The sequence below is a fragment of the Candidatus Eisenbacteria bacterium genome (genome assembly GCA_013140805.1).
Taxonomy (GTDB): domain Bacteria; phylum Eisenbacteria; class RBG-16-71-46; order RBG-16-71-46; family RBG-16-71-46; genus JABFRW01.
Genome location: JABFRW010000052.1, coordinates 29433 through 47964, shown reverse-complemented (window position 1 = coordinate 47964; position 18532 = coordinate 29433). Strand labels below are relative to the sequence as shown.

Genomic DNA, 18532 nt, shown 5'->3' with positions numbered 1-18532 from the left:
TCAGGCGAAAAGCGTCACCCACACCGACACCACTGCAATGCCCGCCAGGTCGAGGAGCGCTCCGTTCGCGATCATCTCGCGGACCCGCAGCCGCCCGGTCGAGTAGACCAGGGCATTCGGCGGCGTCGAAACCGGCAGCATGAATCCGAACGAACATGCGACCGTTGCCGCCAGCGCCGGCTTGACCGGATCCACTCCCGCCACCTGCGCGAGCGCGATCGCGACCGGCACCACCAGGGAAGCACTCGCGGTGTTGCTGGTGATCTCGCTCACCAGCACTCCGAGCAGCGTCGAGACCAGCACCACACCGAAGGTGCCAGCGAGCGGTGTCCCCTCGAGGCGCAGCAGATTCGCGAGACCGCCGCCGATCCAATGAGCGAGACCGGTGTCGAACATCATGACACCGAGCGACAGACCACCACCGAACAGCAGCAGCGTGCTCCATTCGAGGCGGCGAAACACCGACACATCCAGAATGCGCTCGCCGTTGCGCCATCCGCGCCGCCCGCCCGCGCCGGGTCCGCCGCTCGGCAACAGGAACAGCAGGAGACCGCCGAACAGAGGGACGACCGTCTCGGGCAGGCGCTTGCGCAGCAGCTCGAGAAACGGCGCGTTCGCCAGCGCCGGCATGCTCTGAAGCAGGCCGGGACCGATCCACAGGAGCACGACCACGCCGAAGACCGGCACGAGGAGCCGCTCGGCCAGCGACCACGGGCGGGCGATGCTCGGCGCGGGGATCGCTGTGTCGCGCGTGAGCTCGACCGGCGCCACCGAGCCGGCGCGCCACCGGAGCCACGCGGCGCTGCCGATCGTGAACAGGATCGCGAGCGGCGCGAACACCAGCATCCAACGCCCGAACGAGGGTCGCACTCCGGTCGCCGCTTCGAGCAATCCGAGTCCGATCAGGTTCGGTGCGGTGCCGACCGGCGTCGCGAACCCGCCGAGCGACGGCGCATACGCAGCCATGAGCAGCGCGCCGACCAGCAGCCCGCGATGATGCGTGCGCTCGGCGGTGAGTGCCAGCGGCAGGATCATGGCGGTGGTGGCGGTGTTGTTCACGAACGCCGAGATCGCACAGCCGAGCAGCGCCAGTGCCCAGATCAGATGCTTCGGATTGCCGCGCACCCAGTGTGCGTTCATCACCGTGGCCGCGAGTCGCGCGTTGAGCCCGTGACGCGCCGCCGACTCGGTGAGCAGGAAGGTGCCGAGGAACATGTAGACGATCGGATCGCCGAAGCCCGAGAACGCGCCACGAACCGTGGTGACGCCCATCATCGTGGCGAGAATCGGGATCAGCAACGCCGGCACCACGATCGGCACCGCTTCGGTGAACCACAGCCCGATCGCGAGCGTGAGGATCGTGAGGGTGTCGTGCGCCGCGGGGCCGAGGTGGGGAATCCGCAGCTGCGCCACGATGAATGCGGCGAGCACCGAGAGCAGGATCGGAACCGGCTTGAAGTGGCGCGTCGGACCGAGCGGCTCCTCGGGGTCGATCGGCGGCGTTCGATCCGGTGATGTCTGCGCGCGCGGGACCACTCGCTAGCGCGGCATGATCAGCGGCGGCCCGGGCGCGACGGGCTCTTCGCCCTCGAGTTGCACCGGGTACTCGGCCGGCATTTCGCGCAGGGCCTCGACGAACAGCGGCACGTCGGCCGACAGGTTCGCGAGCGCCTCGGGGCCCTCGCCGACTCGCAGGATCTCGTAGAGCGTGGTGCGCTGCGCCGGGGCGAAGCCCGATTCGCGGATCAGTGCTTCGATCTCGGCCAGCGTGGTCTTGTTCGACCAGCCGGTCGCCAGGTGCACGTTCTCTTCGAACAGCGTGCCGCCGAAGTCGTCGGCGCCGAAGTGCAGCGCGATCTGGCCGGTCTTCTTGCCCTCGCTGAACCACGACGCCTGAATGTGATCGAAGTTGTCCAGGTAGAGCCGCGCTGCGGCCAGCACCCGCAGGTAGGCGCCGGCACCGGCCACGTGCTTGACCTTCGATTCCATCGGCGTGTTGCCGCGCTTGTAAGACCACGGCACGAACGCCGTGAAGCCGCGGGTCTCGTCCTGGAGCGCACGCACGTAGTCGAGGTGTTCGATGATCTCGGCGTGGGTCTCGACGTGGCCGTACATCATGGTGGCGGTCGAGCGCATGCCGACCGCGTGCGCGGTGCGATGGACCTCGAGCCACGCCTCGGGCCCGCCCTTCTTGACCGACACGCGTTTGCGCACGCGGTCGGCGAGGATTTCAGCTCCGCCGCCGGGCAGCGTGCGCTGACCCGCCTCGTAGAGCGCCTCGAGCACTCCGCGCATGGTGAGCCCCGACACCTCGATCATCTGGTGGATCTCGGGAGCCGAGAAGAAGTGCGGCGTGATCTCTGGGTAACGCGCCCGCGCCTCGCGCACGATGGTCGGGTAGAACTCCCACGGGATCTCGGGGTTGAGGCCGCCCTGAAGAAGCACGGTGGTGGCGCCGACCTTGCGCGCCTGCGCCATCATCTTCATCACGCCCTCGACGTCGTGCGTGTAGGCGTCGGCGGCGTTGGCGCCCGGCTTGCGGTAGAACGCGCAGAAGTGGCAGTCGACCGTGCACAGGTTGGTGTAGTTCGGATTGGTATCGATCACGTACGTGACGACGCGCGGATCGGTCTTGCGAGCCCGCATTTCGTTCGCGAGTGCACCCATCTCGAGCAGCGGCGCTTCGGCGAGCAGATAGACGCCTTCGGCGGTAATCAGCCGTTCACCCGCAAGCAGCTTGGATTCGATGCGTGACCACACGGCGAGTCTCTCCTGCCCCTGGCGCGGCGCACGACGGACGGCGGACGGACGGCGGACGAAACGATTGCGGCCCGCGCCGTGAGACGCGGGCCGCAACGATACACGCAGAGTCTGCGGCGGTGAAGCTCGCCGGATACCCCGACTACCAGATCACCGCGGCCTTCTCGGGCGGATGGACCATGGCGTCACCGGCTTTGCAACCGAACGCTTTCGCGAACTCCGGCATGTTGGCGATCGGCCCGTTCACGCGCCAGTTGGCCGGCGAGTGCGGATCCGTGTTGACCATGAGCTTCAGCCGCTCGGGCCGCATCTTGCGCCGCCACGACTGCGCGAAGCCGAGGAAGAAACGCTGCTCGGGCGTGAAGCCGTCGAGATTCGCGAGACGCGGCTTGCCCTCGAGGCTCGCCTGATAGGCGTAGTAGGCCATCGTGAGCCCGCCGAGATCCGCAATGTTTTCGCCCAGCGTCAGCTTGCCGTTCACCTTGAGCGTGTCGACCGCGACATAGCCCGAGTACTGCTGGTCGATGCGGCCCGCCAGCTCCTCGAACGCCTTGCGGTCGCCCTCGGTCCACCAGTTCTTCAGATTTCCCTCGGCGTCGTACTTGCTGCCCTCGTCGTCGAAGCCGTGCGTCAGCTCGTGCCCGATCACCATGCCGATCGCGCCATAGTTCGCCGCGTCATCGGCGTTCAGATCGAACATCGGCGGCTGCAGGATTCCGGCCGGAAACACGATCTCGTTGTTCGGCGGGTTGTAGTAGGCGTTCACGGTCGGCGGCGACAGGAACCACTCATTGCGATCCACCGCCTTGCCGATCTTCGCCAGATCGCGCGCTCGCTCGAAACGATTGGACTCGACCAGGTTCAGAATCGCCGGCTGCCCGGCCTGGATCTTGATCGCCGAGTAATCGCGCCACCGGTCCGGGTATCCGATCTTGCGCGTGAAGGTCGAGAGCTTGACCAGCGCCTGCTTCTTGGTCGCGTCGCTCATCCAGGCCAGCGACTCGATGCGCTTCTGGTAGGCACGCTGAAGATTGTCGACCAGCTCGAGCATTCGCGCCTTGGCGGCCGGCGTGAAGTTCTTCTCGACCCACGCACGCCCGAGCGCTTCACCGAGAGCACCGTCCACTGCGTCGGCCGCGCGCTTCCAGCGCGGCAGCGGAGCGCGCGCGCCGGTCAGCCGCGCGTTGAACGTGAAGTTCTCGTCGAAGAACTCCTGGCTCAGCCAGCCCGCGCTGTTGTCGATCGCGTGATAGCGAAGATAGGCTCGCCACGATTCGAGCGGGGTCGAGGCGACCTGCCGGCTGACTTCCTTCATGAAGTCGGGCTGCGCCACGTTGACGAACGAATCCGGCGACGCCAGCGTTGCGACGCCGAGCGAAGCGAAGTAGTCGGCCCACGCGATCGCCGGTACCTGCTTCTGCAGTTCGCGAACCGTGATCTTGTTGTAGTTCTTGTCGGGGTCGCGAAGCTCGACATTCGGCCGCGACGCCTTCGCGAGCGCCATCTCGAACGCCATCACCCGCTCGGCGTCTCTGACCGCCGCGTCCGCGGCCATGCCGGCGAGCTGAAATGTCTTCGCCACGTGCGCGACGTAGGCCTTGCGCAGCGAGACGCTCGCCGTGTCCGTCTTCATGTAGTAGTCGCGTTCCGGCAGCCCGAGCCCGCCCTGGTAGAACGTGCCGAGCATCCACTGGCTCTGCTTGGCATCCGCCTGAGCGCCGAAGTAGAACGGCACCAGGAGTCCGAGCTTGTGCATGTCCGCGAGCTCCGACAGCAGCACCTTGCGGCTCTGGATCGCGTTGATGCGATCGAGGTACGGCTGGATCGGAGTCACGCCGTCACGCTCGGCGCGCGCGGAATCCATCAGCGTCGCATAGAGCGCACCGACCTTGACCAGCGTCTCGTTGCTCTCGCCCGAGATGTTCTGCGCGGCCGAGATCAGCACCGAGTGCAACATGTCCTGGTTGCGGTCGAACATCTCGCGGCCCACGCCGATCGAGCTGTACATGGCGGGAATGCTCACGGTGTCGGTCCACGCACCGTTTGCGTACTGATAGAAGTCGCGACACGGCTGGCAGGTCTTGTCGATCTGGCCGAGCTGAATGCCGCTCGACTGGGCCAGCGCGGTGTTCGCGAGCGCGCAGAGCGCGAGCGCGGCCAGCGCGGTGATTCGAAGTCTCATGTGCTCCTCGGGGTTCGAGTCTCTGGGGTGGGAAGAGGCTTGCAGGCTACGAAAGCCGCGCAGGCCACGCTGGTTCGCGTAGACAGACGCGGCCCCGCACCCGACGGGCGCGGAGCCGCGCAGATCGATCGCGGGCCGTCGCTGGCCCGCCTGGACGCGAGGCGCTACCGCCCGTCGCCATCCAGCAGATTGCCGAGCCCACCGAGCAGCGAGCCCTCTTCGCGACGCCGGCCGCCGGCTTGAGGAGCGGCCGCGTAGATGCGGCTGGCGAGCCGGCTGAATGGCAGCGACTGGAGCCAGATCTTGCCCGGGCCTCGCAGCGTGGCGAAGAACAATCCCTCACCACCGAACAGTGCCGTCTTCAGGCCGCCAACCAGCTGGATGTCGTACGTCACCGACGGCACCAGCGCGACCAGGCAGCCGGTATCGACGCGCAGCGTCTCGCCGGGGCCCAGCACTCGCTCCTCGAGCATGCCGCCCGCGTGCACGAACACCCACCCGTCGCCGGTCAGCCGCTGCATGATGAAGCCTTCGCCACCGAACAGGCCGGCGCCGAATCGCTTGTTGAACGCGATTCCGAGCGACACGCCCTTGGCGGCGCACAGGAACGAATCCTTCTGACAGAGCAGCTCGCCGCCCATCTCCGACAGGTGAATCGGCATGATGCGGCCCGCGTAAGGCGCGGCGAACGCGACCTTGCGCTTCTGCTTGCCTTCGTTGTGGAAGACGGTCGTGAACAGCCCCTCGCCGGTCAGCAGTCGTTTGCCGGCGCCCAGGAGTGCTCCCATGAAACCCTTGTTCTGCTGGGAGCCGTCGCCAAAGATCGTGTCCATCTGAATGTCGTCTTCGACGTACATCATCATGCCGGCCTCGGCGACCGCCGCCTCGCCCGGATCCAGCTCGATCTTCACGAACTGCAGATCCTCACCGACGATCTGGTATTCGATCTCATGCATCTGGGCCACTTCAGTCCTCCTTGGGAAAGCGGGCCGCCCATTCGACGAGTCGTTCCAGGAGCCCGCGCAGCTTATTACGCGTCTCCTCGTCCGTCAGGTTGCCGTCGGCGTCGGCTTTCTTGTCGGCAAGCGGAACGATCATCTCGGGTTGCGGCATGTTGCGCGCCTGGAGCACGTCGAGCACCCACCGCAAGTGCGTCTGGCTCCTCACGGTACCGAAGTAGCCAGGCGAAGCGCCGACGATCGCCACGGGTTTGCCCTTGAGCGGCTTCTGGGTGCCCCGCGACAGCCAGTCGAGGGTGTTCTTCAGCACTCCGGGCACCGAATAGTTGTACTCGGGGGTCACGATCAGAACCGCGTCGGCCGCCGCGAGCTTCGCCTTGAGCGCGGCGACTCCCGGCGGCTGGGTGGCCCCGTCGAGGTCACCGTTGTAGAGCGGGATGTCGTCGATGTAGGCGGCTTCGACCACGGTGCCGGGCGGCGCCAGTTCGACCGCCGCGCGCGCAACACCGCGATTGAGCGATGCGCGGCGCAGACTGCCGGCCAGCGCGACGATGCGAAGAGGCGTGCTCATGGAGTTCCTTTCGTGCGGGGCGGCCGCGAGCACTCAGTCGACTTCGCGCAGGCCGTGCTGATGCAGCAGCGCTTCGAATCGATCCAGACCCGCCAGGTCCTCGGGGCCGAGGCGATAGTGGAAGCGACGCAGATACGCTTCGGTCTCCTCGGCGCTCCAGCCCGGCTCGATCTGCTGGCGCGCGATCTCGGGCAGGTTCGCAAGGCCGGCGGCCAGCGACGACTCGAGGAACTCCGTCAACTCGCGTTTCACTTCGGGATCGAGTGCTCGGCGGATCACCCACACCGCGTAGACGAACGAGAGATTCGTCCACTCGAGCCAGTCGGCGCCCAGATCGAGCGTGTGCGTGAAGCCCTCAGGGCGCTGATCGCGCATGCGCATCGCGCGATCGCCGATCATGAGCAGTGCGGCCGCCTGCCGCGGCTCGAGGCCGCGCACGTAGCGGATGCCGGTCAGCCCGCGCCGCACGTCGAGCAGCAGGCGCAGTAGCCGGATCGAGGTCGAGGTCTCGGGCGTCACCGAGATGAGCGCGTCACCGAGTGCGGCCGCCGGACGCCGCGAGTAGAGCAGCACCGACAGCACCGGCCCGCGCGCCGCGACGCCGAATGGGCCCACGATCTCGAAGCGATCCTTCAAGCGCAGGTAATCGCCCGATGCCATCAGGCCCAGGTCCACGCCACCCGCTTCGGCCTCCCGCCCCAGATCGCGCGGAACCAGATTGCGCACCGCGAAGGGCGCGTCGTTCCACAGCGCATAGAACGGTGCGGCGTTCGCGTACGGAATGCGCGCCGCGACCGTGCCGGTGAGCAGCTTGTGGGAGCGGTTCATGCGGGCCGGAGGATAGCCAAGTGGGGGGCGTGGCACCATCGGGTGCTAGCCTGCTGAGTGGAACCCACCTGCTCGAGGAGGAACGCATGTCCGTTCGACTGATCGCACTCTCGCTCGCCTGCGCGGCCGCAGGAATTCTCACGCCGCCCCTTTCGCTGAGTGCCGCGGAGGGCTCCGGTTCCAGCGAGGTCCGTCCGCTCGATTCGGATCGGGTCGGATCTCACCTGCGATCGAGCGAGGGCTGGCAGGGCATTGGGATCCTAGCGGGCTCCGCCTATCGCGGAGTCTTTCGATATGAGCGGGACTCGCGACCAAATCTCGTTGGTCTCACCGGCCGGCACCTCGTCGGTTTCCAGAGCGATGATGCCCCATCGGTGTCCGTCGAGTTCGATCGCAGCGCGATCGACCCGACTCGGGTGACCTGGCAACGACTTCGCGCCCCCGAATCGAACGGCCCGCCCAAATTCGGCGAGTACGTTCAAGTCGACGAGTTGCCCGAAGCAATTTCACGAGTCCCGCGATTCTTCCGCAGAAAGCGAGAACCGCCGGCGTCGAGGGCACCCTATTGGTCCAGGCGCTCGTGTTTCGAGATGGCTCCGTTGCGGAGACGCGCGTCGTCAGGTCGATCCCGATGCTCGACGATGCCGCAGTCGATTGCGTTCGACAGTGGCGATTCACGCCCGGGATGACGAACGGCGAACCGGTGGCGGTGTGGGTGACGATTCCGATCAAATTCTCGCTGCGGTAATCCCAACTTCACACCCCCAGCAGCAACTGCCCCGGCTCGGGTGCTGGCTCCAGCCGCAGGGTGCGCCGGTCTGCGATGTCGTGCAGCAGCTTGAGCTCTCGCACCTTCTCGACGATCGGTGCGGTGAGCCGCCTGGGTAGATACGAGCGACTCGCGAACAGTTTCTCGTAGTACGCCAGCTGCTCCGGCCACTCGCGCCGGAGCGCGTCGAGAAAGTGCTCGCGTGGTGCGTCTTTCAGGTACACGACGCCGGCCCACAGCGAGACCGCGCCCACTTCGCGCGCGGCGCGCACGACGGCCGCGAGTTGCTCCGGCGCGTCCGATAGGCCCGGAAGAATCGGCGCCATTCCGATGCCGGCGCGAATGCCCGCGTCGACCAGTCGCCGCACGGCTTCGAGCCTCGCACGCGGCGGTGGTGCGCCGGGTTCCAGCGTGCGGCACACCGCCTCGTCGAGCGTAGGAATCGAGATGCTGACGCCCACCTTCACGCGCTTCGCCGCCTCGGTGAGCACGTCGAGATCTCGCACGATCAGCGGTCCGCGCGTGATGATCCCGAATGGAGTCCGTGCACGCGACAGCTCGATCAGGCACGCACGGGTGAGCCGATACTGTCCCTCGATCGGTTGGTAGGGATCGGTCGCGGCTCCGATCGCCACCTGCTCGCGTTTCCATGAGGGTCGCGCGAGTTCAGTTCGGAGCACCTGCGCGATGTTGGTCTTGACGCGAATCGAGAGCCCGTAGGTCTCGCCGCTCGGTCGCTCGGCGCGGCGCTCGAACTGCCGCACATAGCAGAACGCGCATCGATGCGCGCAGCCCATGTAGGGATTGAGCGACCACTCGAATCCCATGCCGACGACTCGATTGAGCGCACTGCGGCACGGCTCTTCTCGATACTCGATCTGCATGCTTCTGCCCTCCTGGCCCGGCACCGGCCGCCATTATCGCGGCTCCGTCGCGCCTGCACAAGTGAGCAGTGCTATTCGAACGAGAGCGAGGCGACCACGGTTCGAGGCGCGGCCGGGATCCACCGCTCCTCGCCGAACGCCCCGAGGAATCCGGTATCCGCGTAGCGGCGATCGAGCAGATTCAGGACCCGCAGCGAGACGCGGGTCCGCGACACGCGAGCACTGCCGCCGAGATCCAGGGCGGTGTACTCGCCGAGCGGGTAGACGTTCTCCTTGTCGAGGAACTGCCTGGCGACCCAGCGCGCCCCGGCATCGAGTGCGAAGCGATCCTCGCAGCGCCACGCCAGGCGTCCACTCGCGTGCCCCTTCGGCACCGCGTTGATCTGGTTGCCGTCGAGCGAGCCGTCGCGAATCGTGGTCGGCGAAACCGTGCCGTCGAGTTCGGCCATCAGACCCATCGGCAATGGACACCGCACCCGCGCGAGCGCTCCCTGATGGAGGCTCTTGCCGATGTTCCCGTACTGAAACGTCGAAACGTCGAAGTCGATCTCGTCCTTCACACTCACGTGATAGAGCGTGAGCGCGGCACTCGCACCACTCTCGTCGTCCCAGCGCGCGCCGACTTCGAAGCTGGTGGCGCGCTGCGGCTCGAGCGAGCCGTTCGAAATCAGGATGTAGCCGGGCGGAAACAGCGCCGGGAACGCGTGCGGATCGAACAACTGATTGAGCGTCGGCGCATGGAAGGCGCCGCTCACGCTGGCGTAGGCATGTGCGCGGTCACCGAGCGCATGAGTCACGGCGAGAAATGGACTCGTCGCCGACAGCGTGCGCGCGGGAACTTCAGGCGGCACCGGCGAGCTCGTGGCGTCGGGCTCGAACTCGACCGAGAGCCAGTCGCCGCGCAGCCCGGCACGCGCAACCAGCGCGGGCGTCGCGTCCCACCGCAGCGCAGAAAACAGCGAGTGCGAGAGCCGCGTTCCGGTGCCCGCGGTCCGATTCGGGAAGAAACCGAAGAACTCTCGGTTGTCCCACTCGGTCTCCAGTTCGCCCCGGTCCACCTGATAGCCGAGGTCGAGACGCAGCGCATGCTGCATCGGCGCGAACACACGGCTCCACGACAGTTCGCCACCGATCGAGGTGCCATCGCTGCGATGACGCGAGGGGTCGAAGAAGATCGTGCGAATCTGTTCGGTGAGTTCGCGGCGCGCGAACGGCGCCAGCTTGAGCTCGCCACCCATCACATTCGAGTGCGTGAGCGTGAGCGCGACCGCGCTGCGCTCCTGGTTCGTGAAGTCGATCGGAGTCTCGGCCTCGGCGGGATCCGCGTAGAACGCTTCGGGTGTGAGGGAGCCGGGCTCCTCGCGCTCGGCATCGAGCCACCGCACGTCGAGCGTGAGCCCGATCGGACCACCGAGCGGGCGCCGCAGCGACACACTTCCGCCCCGCATCTGCTCGGCGCTGCGGTCGCGCCAGCCCTCGACGTCGCGCCCGCGGCCACTCACGAGTCCGCTCCACTCGCCGCGACCGCCGCGCAGGCCCAGTTCGCCGCCGCGATTTTCGAAGTCACCGAGCCGCAGCCGCGCGAATGGTTCGAGCCCCTGCAGCGGCGCGCGCCGCACGATGTTCACGATCCCGCCCTCTGCACCATCGCCGTAGAGCCATGCGCCCGGCCCCTCGATCACCTCGACGCGTTCGATATCCGCGGGCGGCACCCAGTCCCAGTCGACGAATCCGTTCTCCAGGTCGCGCACGTCGTTGCCATCCACCAGCACCTTGAGGTACGAGACCTCGCCGTTCGCCGTGAAGCCACGCGGATCGACGGTCAGCGGCTCGCCGCCCGGACCGGTGCGATAGGCGTAGAGCCCAGGCAGGTTCGCGAGCAGCGTCGAGACGCGCGCGTCGGCGCGTGCGACCAGCTCGCCGCGCTTGAGCACGAACGTGGCAGCCGGCAACCGCCGCGCGTCCTCGGTGCTGCGCAGCGCGCTCACGATCTCCTCGGGCAGCCGCACGACCTGCGTGTCCGGCACCACGTCGGAGTGTCCGGGGTGCGCGAACGTCGCCACCGAGCCACACGCGAGTGCGCACGCGATCGCGGCCGTCGTCATGCAGCGCGGCGCGCTCACGCGCCACCCTTTTCGGTCGGGAGCCCGGCCGCGACCCAGCCGCGCCAGCCGCCGTCGAGCGAGATCACGTTGGTGTAGCCCATCTTCTGAAGGTTGTCGGCCACCAGAGCACTTCGGAAGCCGCCGCCGCAGTAGAGCACCACCGGGGCGTCCTTCTCGGGCACCGCCTGTTCGATCTCGCGCTCGATCACGCCCTTGCTCAGGTGCATGGCACCGGTCGCATGCGCGCTCGCCCACTCGTTGTCTTCGCGAGTGTCGACCAGCACGAACGCCTCGCCGGCCGCGACGCGACGGCGGTAGTCCTCGATCGACATCTGCTTCACGCGCGACTTGGCGTCGTTGACGAGCGCGAGAAACCCCGGAGAGTGCTTCATCGCGGCGCCTCGATGGTTGCGACACCGCCGGCCGAGGGCTCCGTCCGCCGCACCGTCACCCCCGTGAAGCTCGACAGAGCATCTTCGACTTCGCGCCGCGGATACTCGCGAATCACCCGGTACAGCGCGTCTCTCTGCACCGGGATCTTTCCGGCTTCGCGGATCATCTGCACCATGCCGGCCTCGGCCATGCCGATCGGGCTGCGGGCCAGGGCGGCGTGCGCGATCTTCTCCTGGCCGATCGTGCCGTCGAGATCGCTAGCGCCAAAGTGAATGCCGGCCGCCGCCGTGTCCTGTCCGAGCATGATCCAGTAGCTCTTCACGTGCTTCACGTTGTCGAATACCAGCCGCGAGATCGCGATGGTCTTGAGGTCTTCGATCGCCGACACCTGCCGGCGCACCAGGCCCGTGGTGCCGGGCTGAAACGCGAGCGGGATGAAGGCGAAGAAGCCGGGTGCTCGATCCTCGAGATCGCGCAACATGATCAGGTGCTGAACGCGCTCGGCGCGCGTCTCGATGTGGCCGTAGAGCAGCGTCGAGTTGCTGGGGATCCCGAGCCGATGTGCGGTCTCGTGAATCTCCAGCCAGCGCTGTGCACCGATCTTCTGATGGAAGATCTCGCGCCGCACCCGCTCGCTGAACACTTCGGCGCCACCGCCCGGCAGTGCATCGAGCCCCACCTGCTTCAACTCGGTCAGCACCCACTCGACCGACTGTTTGGTGAGTCGGCAGAAGAAGTCGATCTCGACCGCCGTGTAGGCCTTGACGCTCAGGCTCGGCTTCTTCTCCTTCACCCACCGGATCACGTTCAGGTAGTCGTCGAAGCGCCACTTGTTGTGGAGCCCGCCCACGATGTGGATCTCGGTGATCTCGGAGTCCACGTGCCCGAGAATCTGTTCCTTCGTCATCGTGTAGGCGGTCGGATCGTCGGGCTTCTTCGCGTAGTCGCAGAACTTGCAGGCCAGCACGCAGACGTTGGTCGGATTGAGCTGACGATTGACCGTGAAGTACACGCGGTCCCCATGCCGATCTCGCGCCACTGCATCGGCCAGCCGCCCCAGTTCCATCACCGGGGCGTCATACAGGCGCAGGCCGTCCTCCTGGCTCAGGCGTTCGCCGGCCAGCAGCCGGACGCGAGCGGCTTCGACCACGGGATCGCGTAACCGCAGCGCGGCGACGAGTTCGTTCACGGGGGCTCCTTGCTGAGCGCTGGAAAGGATGCTCAAAACGGGCCGCAGTATAGCCCCGACCCGCGGAAACGGTCATCTCCGAGTCCCGAGGCAGGGGCAAATTCGATACGGAAATCGGTCGATTTCTCGACTATCATCGTCGGCGGCAGCTTGACCCACCCTTCCTCCGCTTCCCCCGATCGGAGATCGCCCATGTCGCGCCACATCTTTCGGGCCGCCATCCTTGTCGCGCTGATTCTGGGCGCATCGATCGCGTTCGCTTTCTCGACCGGGCCGCCAGCCGCGCGCACCGGAGCATTCGCGGTCGCCAACAAGGCCGCCGAGTCGAATTGCACGCTGTGCCACAACGGCAATCCGCTCAACTTGCCGGTCGGGCAGCTCGAGATCCTCGACCTGCCGGAGACCTACGACGCCGGGATCACCTACCCGCTGCGCCTGCGACTCACGCACACGTGGCCGCAGCTGCCGCCTCCCGAACAGGGTTTTGTTCGGTGGGGATTCGAGATCCAGGCGGTGTCTTCGCAGACCGGCGACAGCCTCGGAAGCTGGGCCCCCGTCAACGGCGCGCAGCCGGACTCGTTCCAGATCACCAAGACTGCCGCCAGCAGCGTCTACCGCAATCGCCGTTACCTCGAACACACCTGCGATCCATTCCGCGATTTCGAAATGATGTGCGGCTCGATTCGTGAGGGCAATCCCGGCCCCAGCATCGAATGGAATCTGCTGTGGACCGCGCCGGCCGCGACCGAGGGCACCGTCTATTTCTTCGCAGCCGGCAATTCGGCGAACGGCGACGGCAGTTCGTTCGGCAGCGACGACTACATCTTCACGACCTCGGACAGCATGGCAGCCGGTGGTGCGGTGGGCGTCGGACCTTCGCCGCTCGATCTGAGCTACGCGCTCGAGAAGCCGTTCCCGAATCCCATGAAGGTGTGCACGAACATCGACTTCACGATCCCGGTCGGCGGCTTCGTCGATCTGGCGGTCTTTGATGCGGCCGGACGTCGCGTGAAGACGCTGATGCACGAGTCCCGCCCGCCCGGTACGCACGCGAGCACCTGGAGCGGTCGGACCGAAGCCGGCGACTACGCGCGCAACGGGATCTACTTCCTCAAGCTCAAGGCACCGGGTCGCGAAGTCGCGCTGACGCAGAAGATCATCATGGCGCGCTGAGCGCGTCGACCGCCGAACGTGCAACGAGGCCCGGCAACTGCGCCGGGCCTCGTTTCGCTTCCCGCCCGGTCCGGAGCTGGAGAGCGAGCTGCTTCGCGACTCGCGGGTCGCGCCCGGGATCAGAGCCCCAGGTAGTAGGTGACCTTCGCCAGGTAGATGTTGTCGCCGTCGCGATCGAACAGGCGCTGCGCGTCGCGCCCGAACTCGAACTCGCCGTTCTCGACGTAGTCCGAGCGATCCTGCGTCCACACCAGGTAGAGCGTCGAACCCGGCATGTACTCGTAACGGAACACGGCACTGCCGCGCAGCGACTTGTAGTTGAAGTCCTGTGGAGCGCTCGGAACCGTCGCCACGAACTCGCGCGTGTTCGGCTGAGCCAGCGCCTTGTAGTTCGTGTACGTCCCGGCCGACAGATAGGGCTGTACGTAGGTCTGCAGGCTGATCGTCGGCGTGAACGCCCACGACAGCCGGAAGTTGGTCGAGATCGTGGTCTGATCGAGATTCGCGAATACGTAGCGATTGCCGAACGTCGAGGTCGCGAGCGGATCTTCGATCGTCTCGACGTACATCGACTTCTCGATCGAACGATTGAACCCGGGGCCGAAGCTCAGCAGCACGTTCGAAACCGGCTTCCACTCCATGTACGGACTGATCGACCAGTCCTGGCTGCCGTCTGCCTTCACGTACAGGTTGCCGTTCAGCGAGTAGAAGCGCGTGCGCGTTCCGTCGCTGTCGAGGTAGAAACCGCTCTCGAATCCGCCCGGAAGCTTCATACGCGGGCCACCACGCGTCCCGCGCACGCTGGTGGCGGGCGGGTTGTAGGTGTCCCACCACTCGAGGCTCACGCGGTTGCGGAACTCGAGGCTGCCGCTGTGGAAGATGCCGCCGTTGGTGAAGTTTCCGTCGAGATCGGTGGCTCCGAACAGCGCCCCGTTCAGCTGCAGGTACTGGCGGTACTTGCCGGGCGTGCTGAAGCGCCGGCTCACCGAGACGTGTCCGTTGGTCACGTCGGAACGGGTCTGGAATCCCATGTCGTTCATCTCGAAGCCCGGCGAGATCACGCCGAACGCCGAGTTCGTCGTCCACTGCCCGCGCTCCTTGTTGAGCCACACGCGCGCACCGGCACCGCTTAGCGAAGTGGCATCAGGGTCGAGCGAGACGTGGCCCGCGTCGGGACGCTGGTAGTAGCGGCGCGAACTCTGCTGAAGCGCCAGCATGCGGTGTTCGGTTCCGCGCACATGGGTACCGGCGGCCCATCCCGACAGCACCCAGAGCCGGTTCGGTCCGAATGAGGTCCAGCCGTCGAGTGCTCCGACCGCGCTGGTCTGGTTGAGTTCGTTGCTCAGGTCGTCGCGGTCGAACGAGCGCTGCACCAGCGACACCATGCTGCCGAGTCCCTGCTTGCGGTCCTTGAATTCACGCAGCCCGCGCATCACCCCGTAGTAAGCGAATGGCTCGACCTCGGCCTTGGAATCGATGCCATTCACCCACATCTTCGCGCGCTCCCGAGCGGTGATCGCGTGCAGGGTGCCAAAGTTGGTGCTGGGCGTGATCTTCCCCGTCAGCTTGGCGGCACCCAGAATGGTCGTGCCGATCGGCACGTCGGCGTAGACCACGTCGTTGTCGGGGTCCGGCGTGCCGGGGAGCGAGCCCTGCGGTGAGCGGCCGATGCGGCGGCTGTAGAAGAACGTCGGCTCCGGCCAGTTGAAGTTCCAGTAGTCGCTCGCGCCCTCGTTGCCGAATCGGAAGTTCGACGAGCCTTCGACGAAGAACGGGCGCTTCTCCTGGAAAAAGGTCTCCACGTCGCTCAAGTTGAGGCTCGCCGGATCGACCTCGACCTGCCCGAAATCGGGATTGACGGTGCCGTTGAGCGTCATGCGGCTGCCGATCGAGGTCCGCAGGTCGAACCCGATGTCCCCATTGATGCGGGAACCGTCGTGGAACGGATCGCCGCTCACGCGATTCACGAACTCGCCCTTGCTGGTCGCGTAAGGCAGCAGCTCGACCGTGCGCGAAGCGTGCAGCCCGTCGAGGCCCACCAGCTCCGGCCAGCGCGAAACGAAGCCGCTCTCGTCGCGCGGCTGATAGGCGACGAACGCCTCTTCGTTGCGGCGCAGGATCACGCGCCGGAAGTTGATGCCCCACACCTGCGGGGTGGCGTTCTGAAAGCGCAGCTGCGAGAACGGAATGCGGTACTCGGCGGTCCAGCCTTTCGAATCACGATGGGCCTGCGCGTTCCACACCCCGTCCCACGAGGTGTCCTCCCAGCCGTCGTTCGAGAGCGTTCCATCGAACAGCGTGCCGGCAGAATTGATGAGGAAGTAATAACCGCTCCGCTTGTCGTGGTACGGGTCCAGGTAGACCGAGAAGCGATCGGACGGCACCGACACGTCGCGCCGCGACAGCCGCGCGATCATCGAGTCGGGGGCGCTGTCCCACAGTCGGGCGCCCACATAGAGCGCGTCATCGTCGTAGTAGACGCGCACTTCGGATTTCTGGGAGGACGGCTCGCCCTGGTCCGGTCCGGCCTGGTAGAAGGCCGTGATCGGCGTGCCGCTCGACCACACGGCTTCGTCGAGTCGGCCGTCGATGGTGATCGGCGCGGCGAGTCGCTGGGCTTGAATTGGCGGGTGCGGCGGCGCAGCGGCGGCGAGTGCCATCGCCGGAGCAGCCAGCGCGAGGAGACCGATGATCATCAGGGAGCGCGGCGACATGTCGGATCTCTCGAGGGGGTGAGCAAGTTCGGGTGGCCGAGCGGTATGACGGCCCACGCCCCTGAAACGTTGACATCCGACCCGACCCGCGCCACGCGTCCCCGACGATCGCCCGTTCGCACGCGACGGACGCGGTGGCAAGGTGGCGAGGGGTCGGGTCGTGTCGCATACTCGCGGCCACATTCGAGTCGCGAACCGTCAACGGAGGTCGAACATGCGCTGGCAGAACGAACGTCGCAGCGACAACGTCGAGGATCGCCGAGGTCGGGGAGCGGCTGGCGGACTGGCGCTGGGTGGCGGCGGCCTCGTGATCGTGCTGCTGATCGCGCTCTTCACGGGCGTTGACCCGGGGCAGCTGCTCAACCAGCTCGGTCTCGACAGCACGAATCCGGCGCCGACGGCGACGCAGGGCGCAGCACCGCCCGCGAACGACGAAATGAGCCAGTTCGTGGCGGTGGTGCTGGCCCAGACCGAAGACGTGTGGAAGTCGGAGTTCCAGCGCTTCGGGCGCCAGTACGAAGATCCTCAGCTGACCCTGTTCACGGATCGCGTCGAGTCGGCCTGCGGTCTGGCGAACGCGGCCGTCGGCCCGTTCTATTGCCCCGAGGACCGGCACGTCTACATCGACCTGTCGTTCTACGAACTGCTGCGCCAGCGCCTCGGCGCCCCGGGCGACTTCGCCCAGGCCTACGTCATCGCGCACGAAGTCGGACATCACGTGCAGAACCTGCTCGGCGTCACCGACAAGGTGCACGCCATGAAGAGTCGGCTCAGCGCGTCCGAGTACAACCGGCTCTCGGTGCGGCTCGAACTGCAGGCCGACTTCTACGCCGGCGTGTGGGCGCATCACACCCAGCGCGACAAGGGTGTTCTGGAACCCGGCGACGTCGAAGAAGCGATGGCGGCGGCCGAAGCGATCGGCGACGACCGCCTGCAGAAGCAGTCGCAGGGCTACGTGGTTCCCGACGCGTTCACACACGGCACTTCCGAGCAGCGCCAGCGCTGGTTCATGCGCGGCTACGAGACCGGCGACATGCGAGAGGGCGACACCTTCTCGGCCGAGGTGTTGTAGGCGGACTCAGCGCACCGCCTCGATCGCGGCGGCCAGCTCCGCTGCGACTCGAGCGTTGTTCACAAGGAGCGCCAGGTTCGATTGCACGCTCGCGCCGCCGGTCAGTTCGCGCATGCGGTCGAGCAGGAATGGCGTCACGTCGCGACCACTCGACTGCCGCTGTCGCGCGTCGGACAGCGCCTGATTCAATGCGGTCTCGTAGAGTGCCGCGTCCATCTCGTCAGCCTCCGGGATCGGATTCGCGACCACCACGCCGCTGGTGGCACCCAGCTCCCAGTGCGCGCGGATCGCGCGCGCGAGCGGCGCCAGTTCGTCGTAGCGCCGATCCACGGGCAAGCCGCTCGACCGCCGCCAGAAGGCCGGGAACTCCGCGGTGCCGAAGCCCAGAATCGGCACGCCGAGGGTTTCCAGGGCCTCGACCGTGCGCGGCAGGTCCAGCACCGCCTTGGCGCCCGCGCACACCACCGCGACCGGGTGATGCGCCAGTGCGGTGAGGTCCGCCGAAACGTCGCCGGTCTCGGATTCGCCTCGATGCACCCCGCCGATTCCGCCGGTTGCGAACACCTGAATGCCGCAGCGCGCAGCGATGAACATGGTCGCGGCCACCGTCGTCGAGCCGGGACCGCCTTCGGCGAGCTGAGCGCCGAGGTTGCTCAGGTTGAGCTTGGCGACCTCCGGTGCGTGCGCCAGCTCGCTGAGTTCGTCGCGCGACAGGCCGACCCGCACGCAGCCTTTGAGCACGCCGATGGTCGCGGGCACCGCGCCGTGGCGGATGATCTCGGCCTCGAGTGCCCCGGCCAGCTCGAAACCCTGCGGCTCGGGAAGCCCGTGCGTCACCACCGTGGTTTCGAGTGCGACGACCGGGCGGTGGTCGCGCAACGCGGCTTCGACGAACGGAGCGATGCGAATCAGTCGGGTCATGCGGCTCTCCTT

The 18532-nt window shown here is 66.8% G+C and carries 15 protein-coding genes; 3 read left to right on the top strand and 12 right to left on the bottom strand.

Annotated features, from left to right (window positions below; all coding sequences use genetic code 11):
- From HOP12_04930 to HOP12_04905, 6 genes are all read right to left on the bottom strand, one after another.
- Positions 1-1536, bottom strand: coding sequence for an anion transporter (locus HOP12_04930; GenBank protein ID NOT33499.1), 1536 nt, complete (start codon positions 1534-1536; stop codon positions 1-3).
- A 3-nt stretch (positions 1537-1539) separates the two neighbouring features.
- Positions 1540-2736, bottom strand: a complete 1197-nt coding sequence (gene mqnC / locus HOP12_04925; protein ID NOT33498.1) for a dehypoxanthine futalosine cyclase — start codon at positions 2734-2736, stop codon at positions 1540-1542.
- 166 nt (positions 2737-2902) lie between these two features.
- Entirely contained in the window at positions 2903-4942 is a 2040-nt protein-coding gene (locus tag HOP12_04920) for a M13 family metallopeptidase (GenBank protein NOT33497.1), read from the bottom strand.
- A 164-nt stretch (positions 4943-5106) separates the two neighbouring features.
- Entirely contained in the window at positions 5107-5907 is an 801-nt protein-coding gene (locus HOP12_04915) for a TIGR00266 family protein (GenBank protein NOT33496.1), read from the bottom strand.
- 1 nt (position 5908) lies between these two features.
- Positions 5909-6472, bottom strand: a complete 564-nt coding sequence (locus tag HOP12_04910) for an NAD(P)H-dependent oxidoreductase (protein NOT33495.1) — start codon at positions 6470-6472, stop codon at positions 5909-5911.
- 33 nt (positions 6473-6505) lie between these two features.
- Complete coding sequence (locus tag HOP12_04905) at positions 6506-7300, bottom strand: menaquinone biosynthesis protein (protein ID NOT33494.1); 795 nt, start codon at positions 7298-7300, stop codon at positions 6506-6508.
- Between the two features lie 565 nt (positions 7301-7865).
- Here HOP12_04905 and HOP12_04900 point away from each other — a divergent pair.
- On the top strand, positions 7866-8048 hold the full coding sequence (locus HOP12_04900; protein ID NOT33493.1) for an energy transducer TonB: 183 nt from the start codon (positions 7866-7868) through the stop codon (positions 8046-8048).
- Positions 8049-8056: 8 nt separating this feature from the next.
- On the opposite strand, the gene HOP12_04895 is transcribed toward HOP12_04900, so the two are convergent.
- The 4 genes from HOP12_04895 to mqnE all read right to left on the bottom strand — a co-directional run bounded on the left by HOP12_04895 (position 8057) and on the right by mqnE (position 12619).
- On the bottom strand, positions 8057-8953 hold the full coding sequence (locus HOP12_04895; protein NOT33492.1) for a radical SAM protein: 897 nt from the start codon (positions 8951-8953) through the stop codon (positions 8057-8059).
- Positions 8954-9024: 71 nt separating this feature from the next.
- Entirely contained in the window at positions 9025-11076 is a 2052-nt protein-coding gene (locus HOP12_04890; GenBank protein NOT33491.1) for a TonB-dependent receptor, read from the bottom strand.
- Positions 11073-11450 carry a sulfurtransferase gene (locus HOP12_04885; GenBank protein ID NOT33490.1) on the bottom strand — a complete coding sequence of 126 codons (378 nt, stop codon included), beginning with the start codon at positions 11448-11450 and terminating at the stop codon, positions 11073-11075. Before HOP12_04885 ends, HOP12_04890 begins: the two co-directional genes overlap by 4 nt.
- Complete coding sequence (mqnE, locus tag HOP12_04880) at positions 11447-12619, bottom strand: aminofutalosine synthase MqnE (protein ID NOT33489.1); 1173 nt, start codon at positions 12617-12619, stop codon at positions 11447-11449. Before mqnE ends, HOP12_04885 begins: the two co-directional genes overlap by 4 nt.
- Before the next feature lie 213 nt (positions 12620-12832).
- Between mqnE and HOP12_04875 the strand changes: the two genes are divergently transcribed.
- Positions 12833-13813: a T9SS type A sorting domain-containing protein gene (locus tag HOP12_04875; GenBank protein NOT33488.1), complete on the top strand. Its 981-nt coding sequence runs from the start codon at positions 12833-12835 to the stop codon at positions 13811-13813.
- A gap of 119 nt (positions 13814-13932) precedes the next feature.
- Here HOP12_04875 and HOP12_04870 read toward each other — a convergent pair whose 3' ends face one another.
- A complete protein-coding gene (locus tag HOP12_04870) occupies positions 13933-16527 on the bottom strand; it encodes a carbohydrate binding family 9 domain-containing protein (GenBank protein NOT33487.1) in 2595 nt (864 codons plus the stop codon).
- Between the two features lie 214 nt (positions 16528-16741).
- Here HOP12_04870 and HOP12_04865 point away from each other — a divergent pair, with 214 nt between their 5' ends.
- On the top strand, positions 16742-17599 hold the full coding sequence (locus HOP12_04865; protein NOT33486.1) for a hypothetical protein: 858 nt from the start codon (positions 16742-16744) through the stop codon (positions 17597-17599).
- Positions 17600-17605: 6 nt separating this feature from the next.
- On the opposite strand, the gene HOP12_04860 is transcribed toward HOP12_04865, so the two are convergent.
- Positions 17606-18520, bottom strand: coding sequence for a pseudouridine-5'-phosphate glycosidase (locus HOP12_04860; protein ID NOT33485.1), 915 nt, complete (start codon positions 18518-18520; stop codon positions 17606-17608).
- Between the last annotated feature and the right edge of the window lie 12 nt (positions 18521-18532).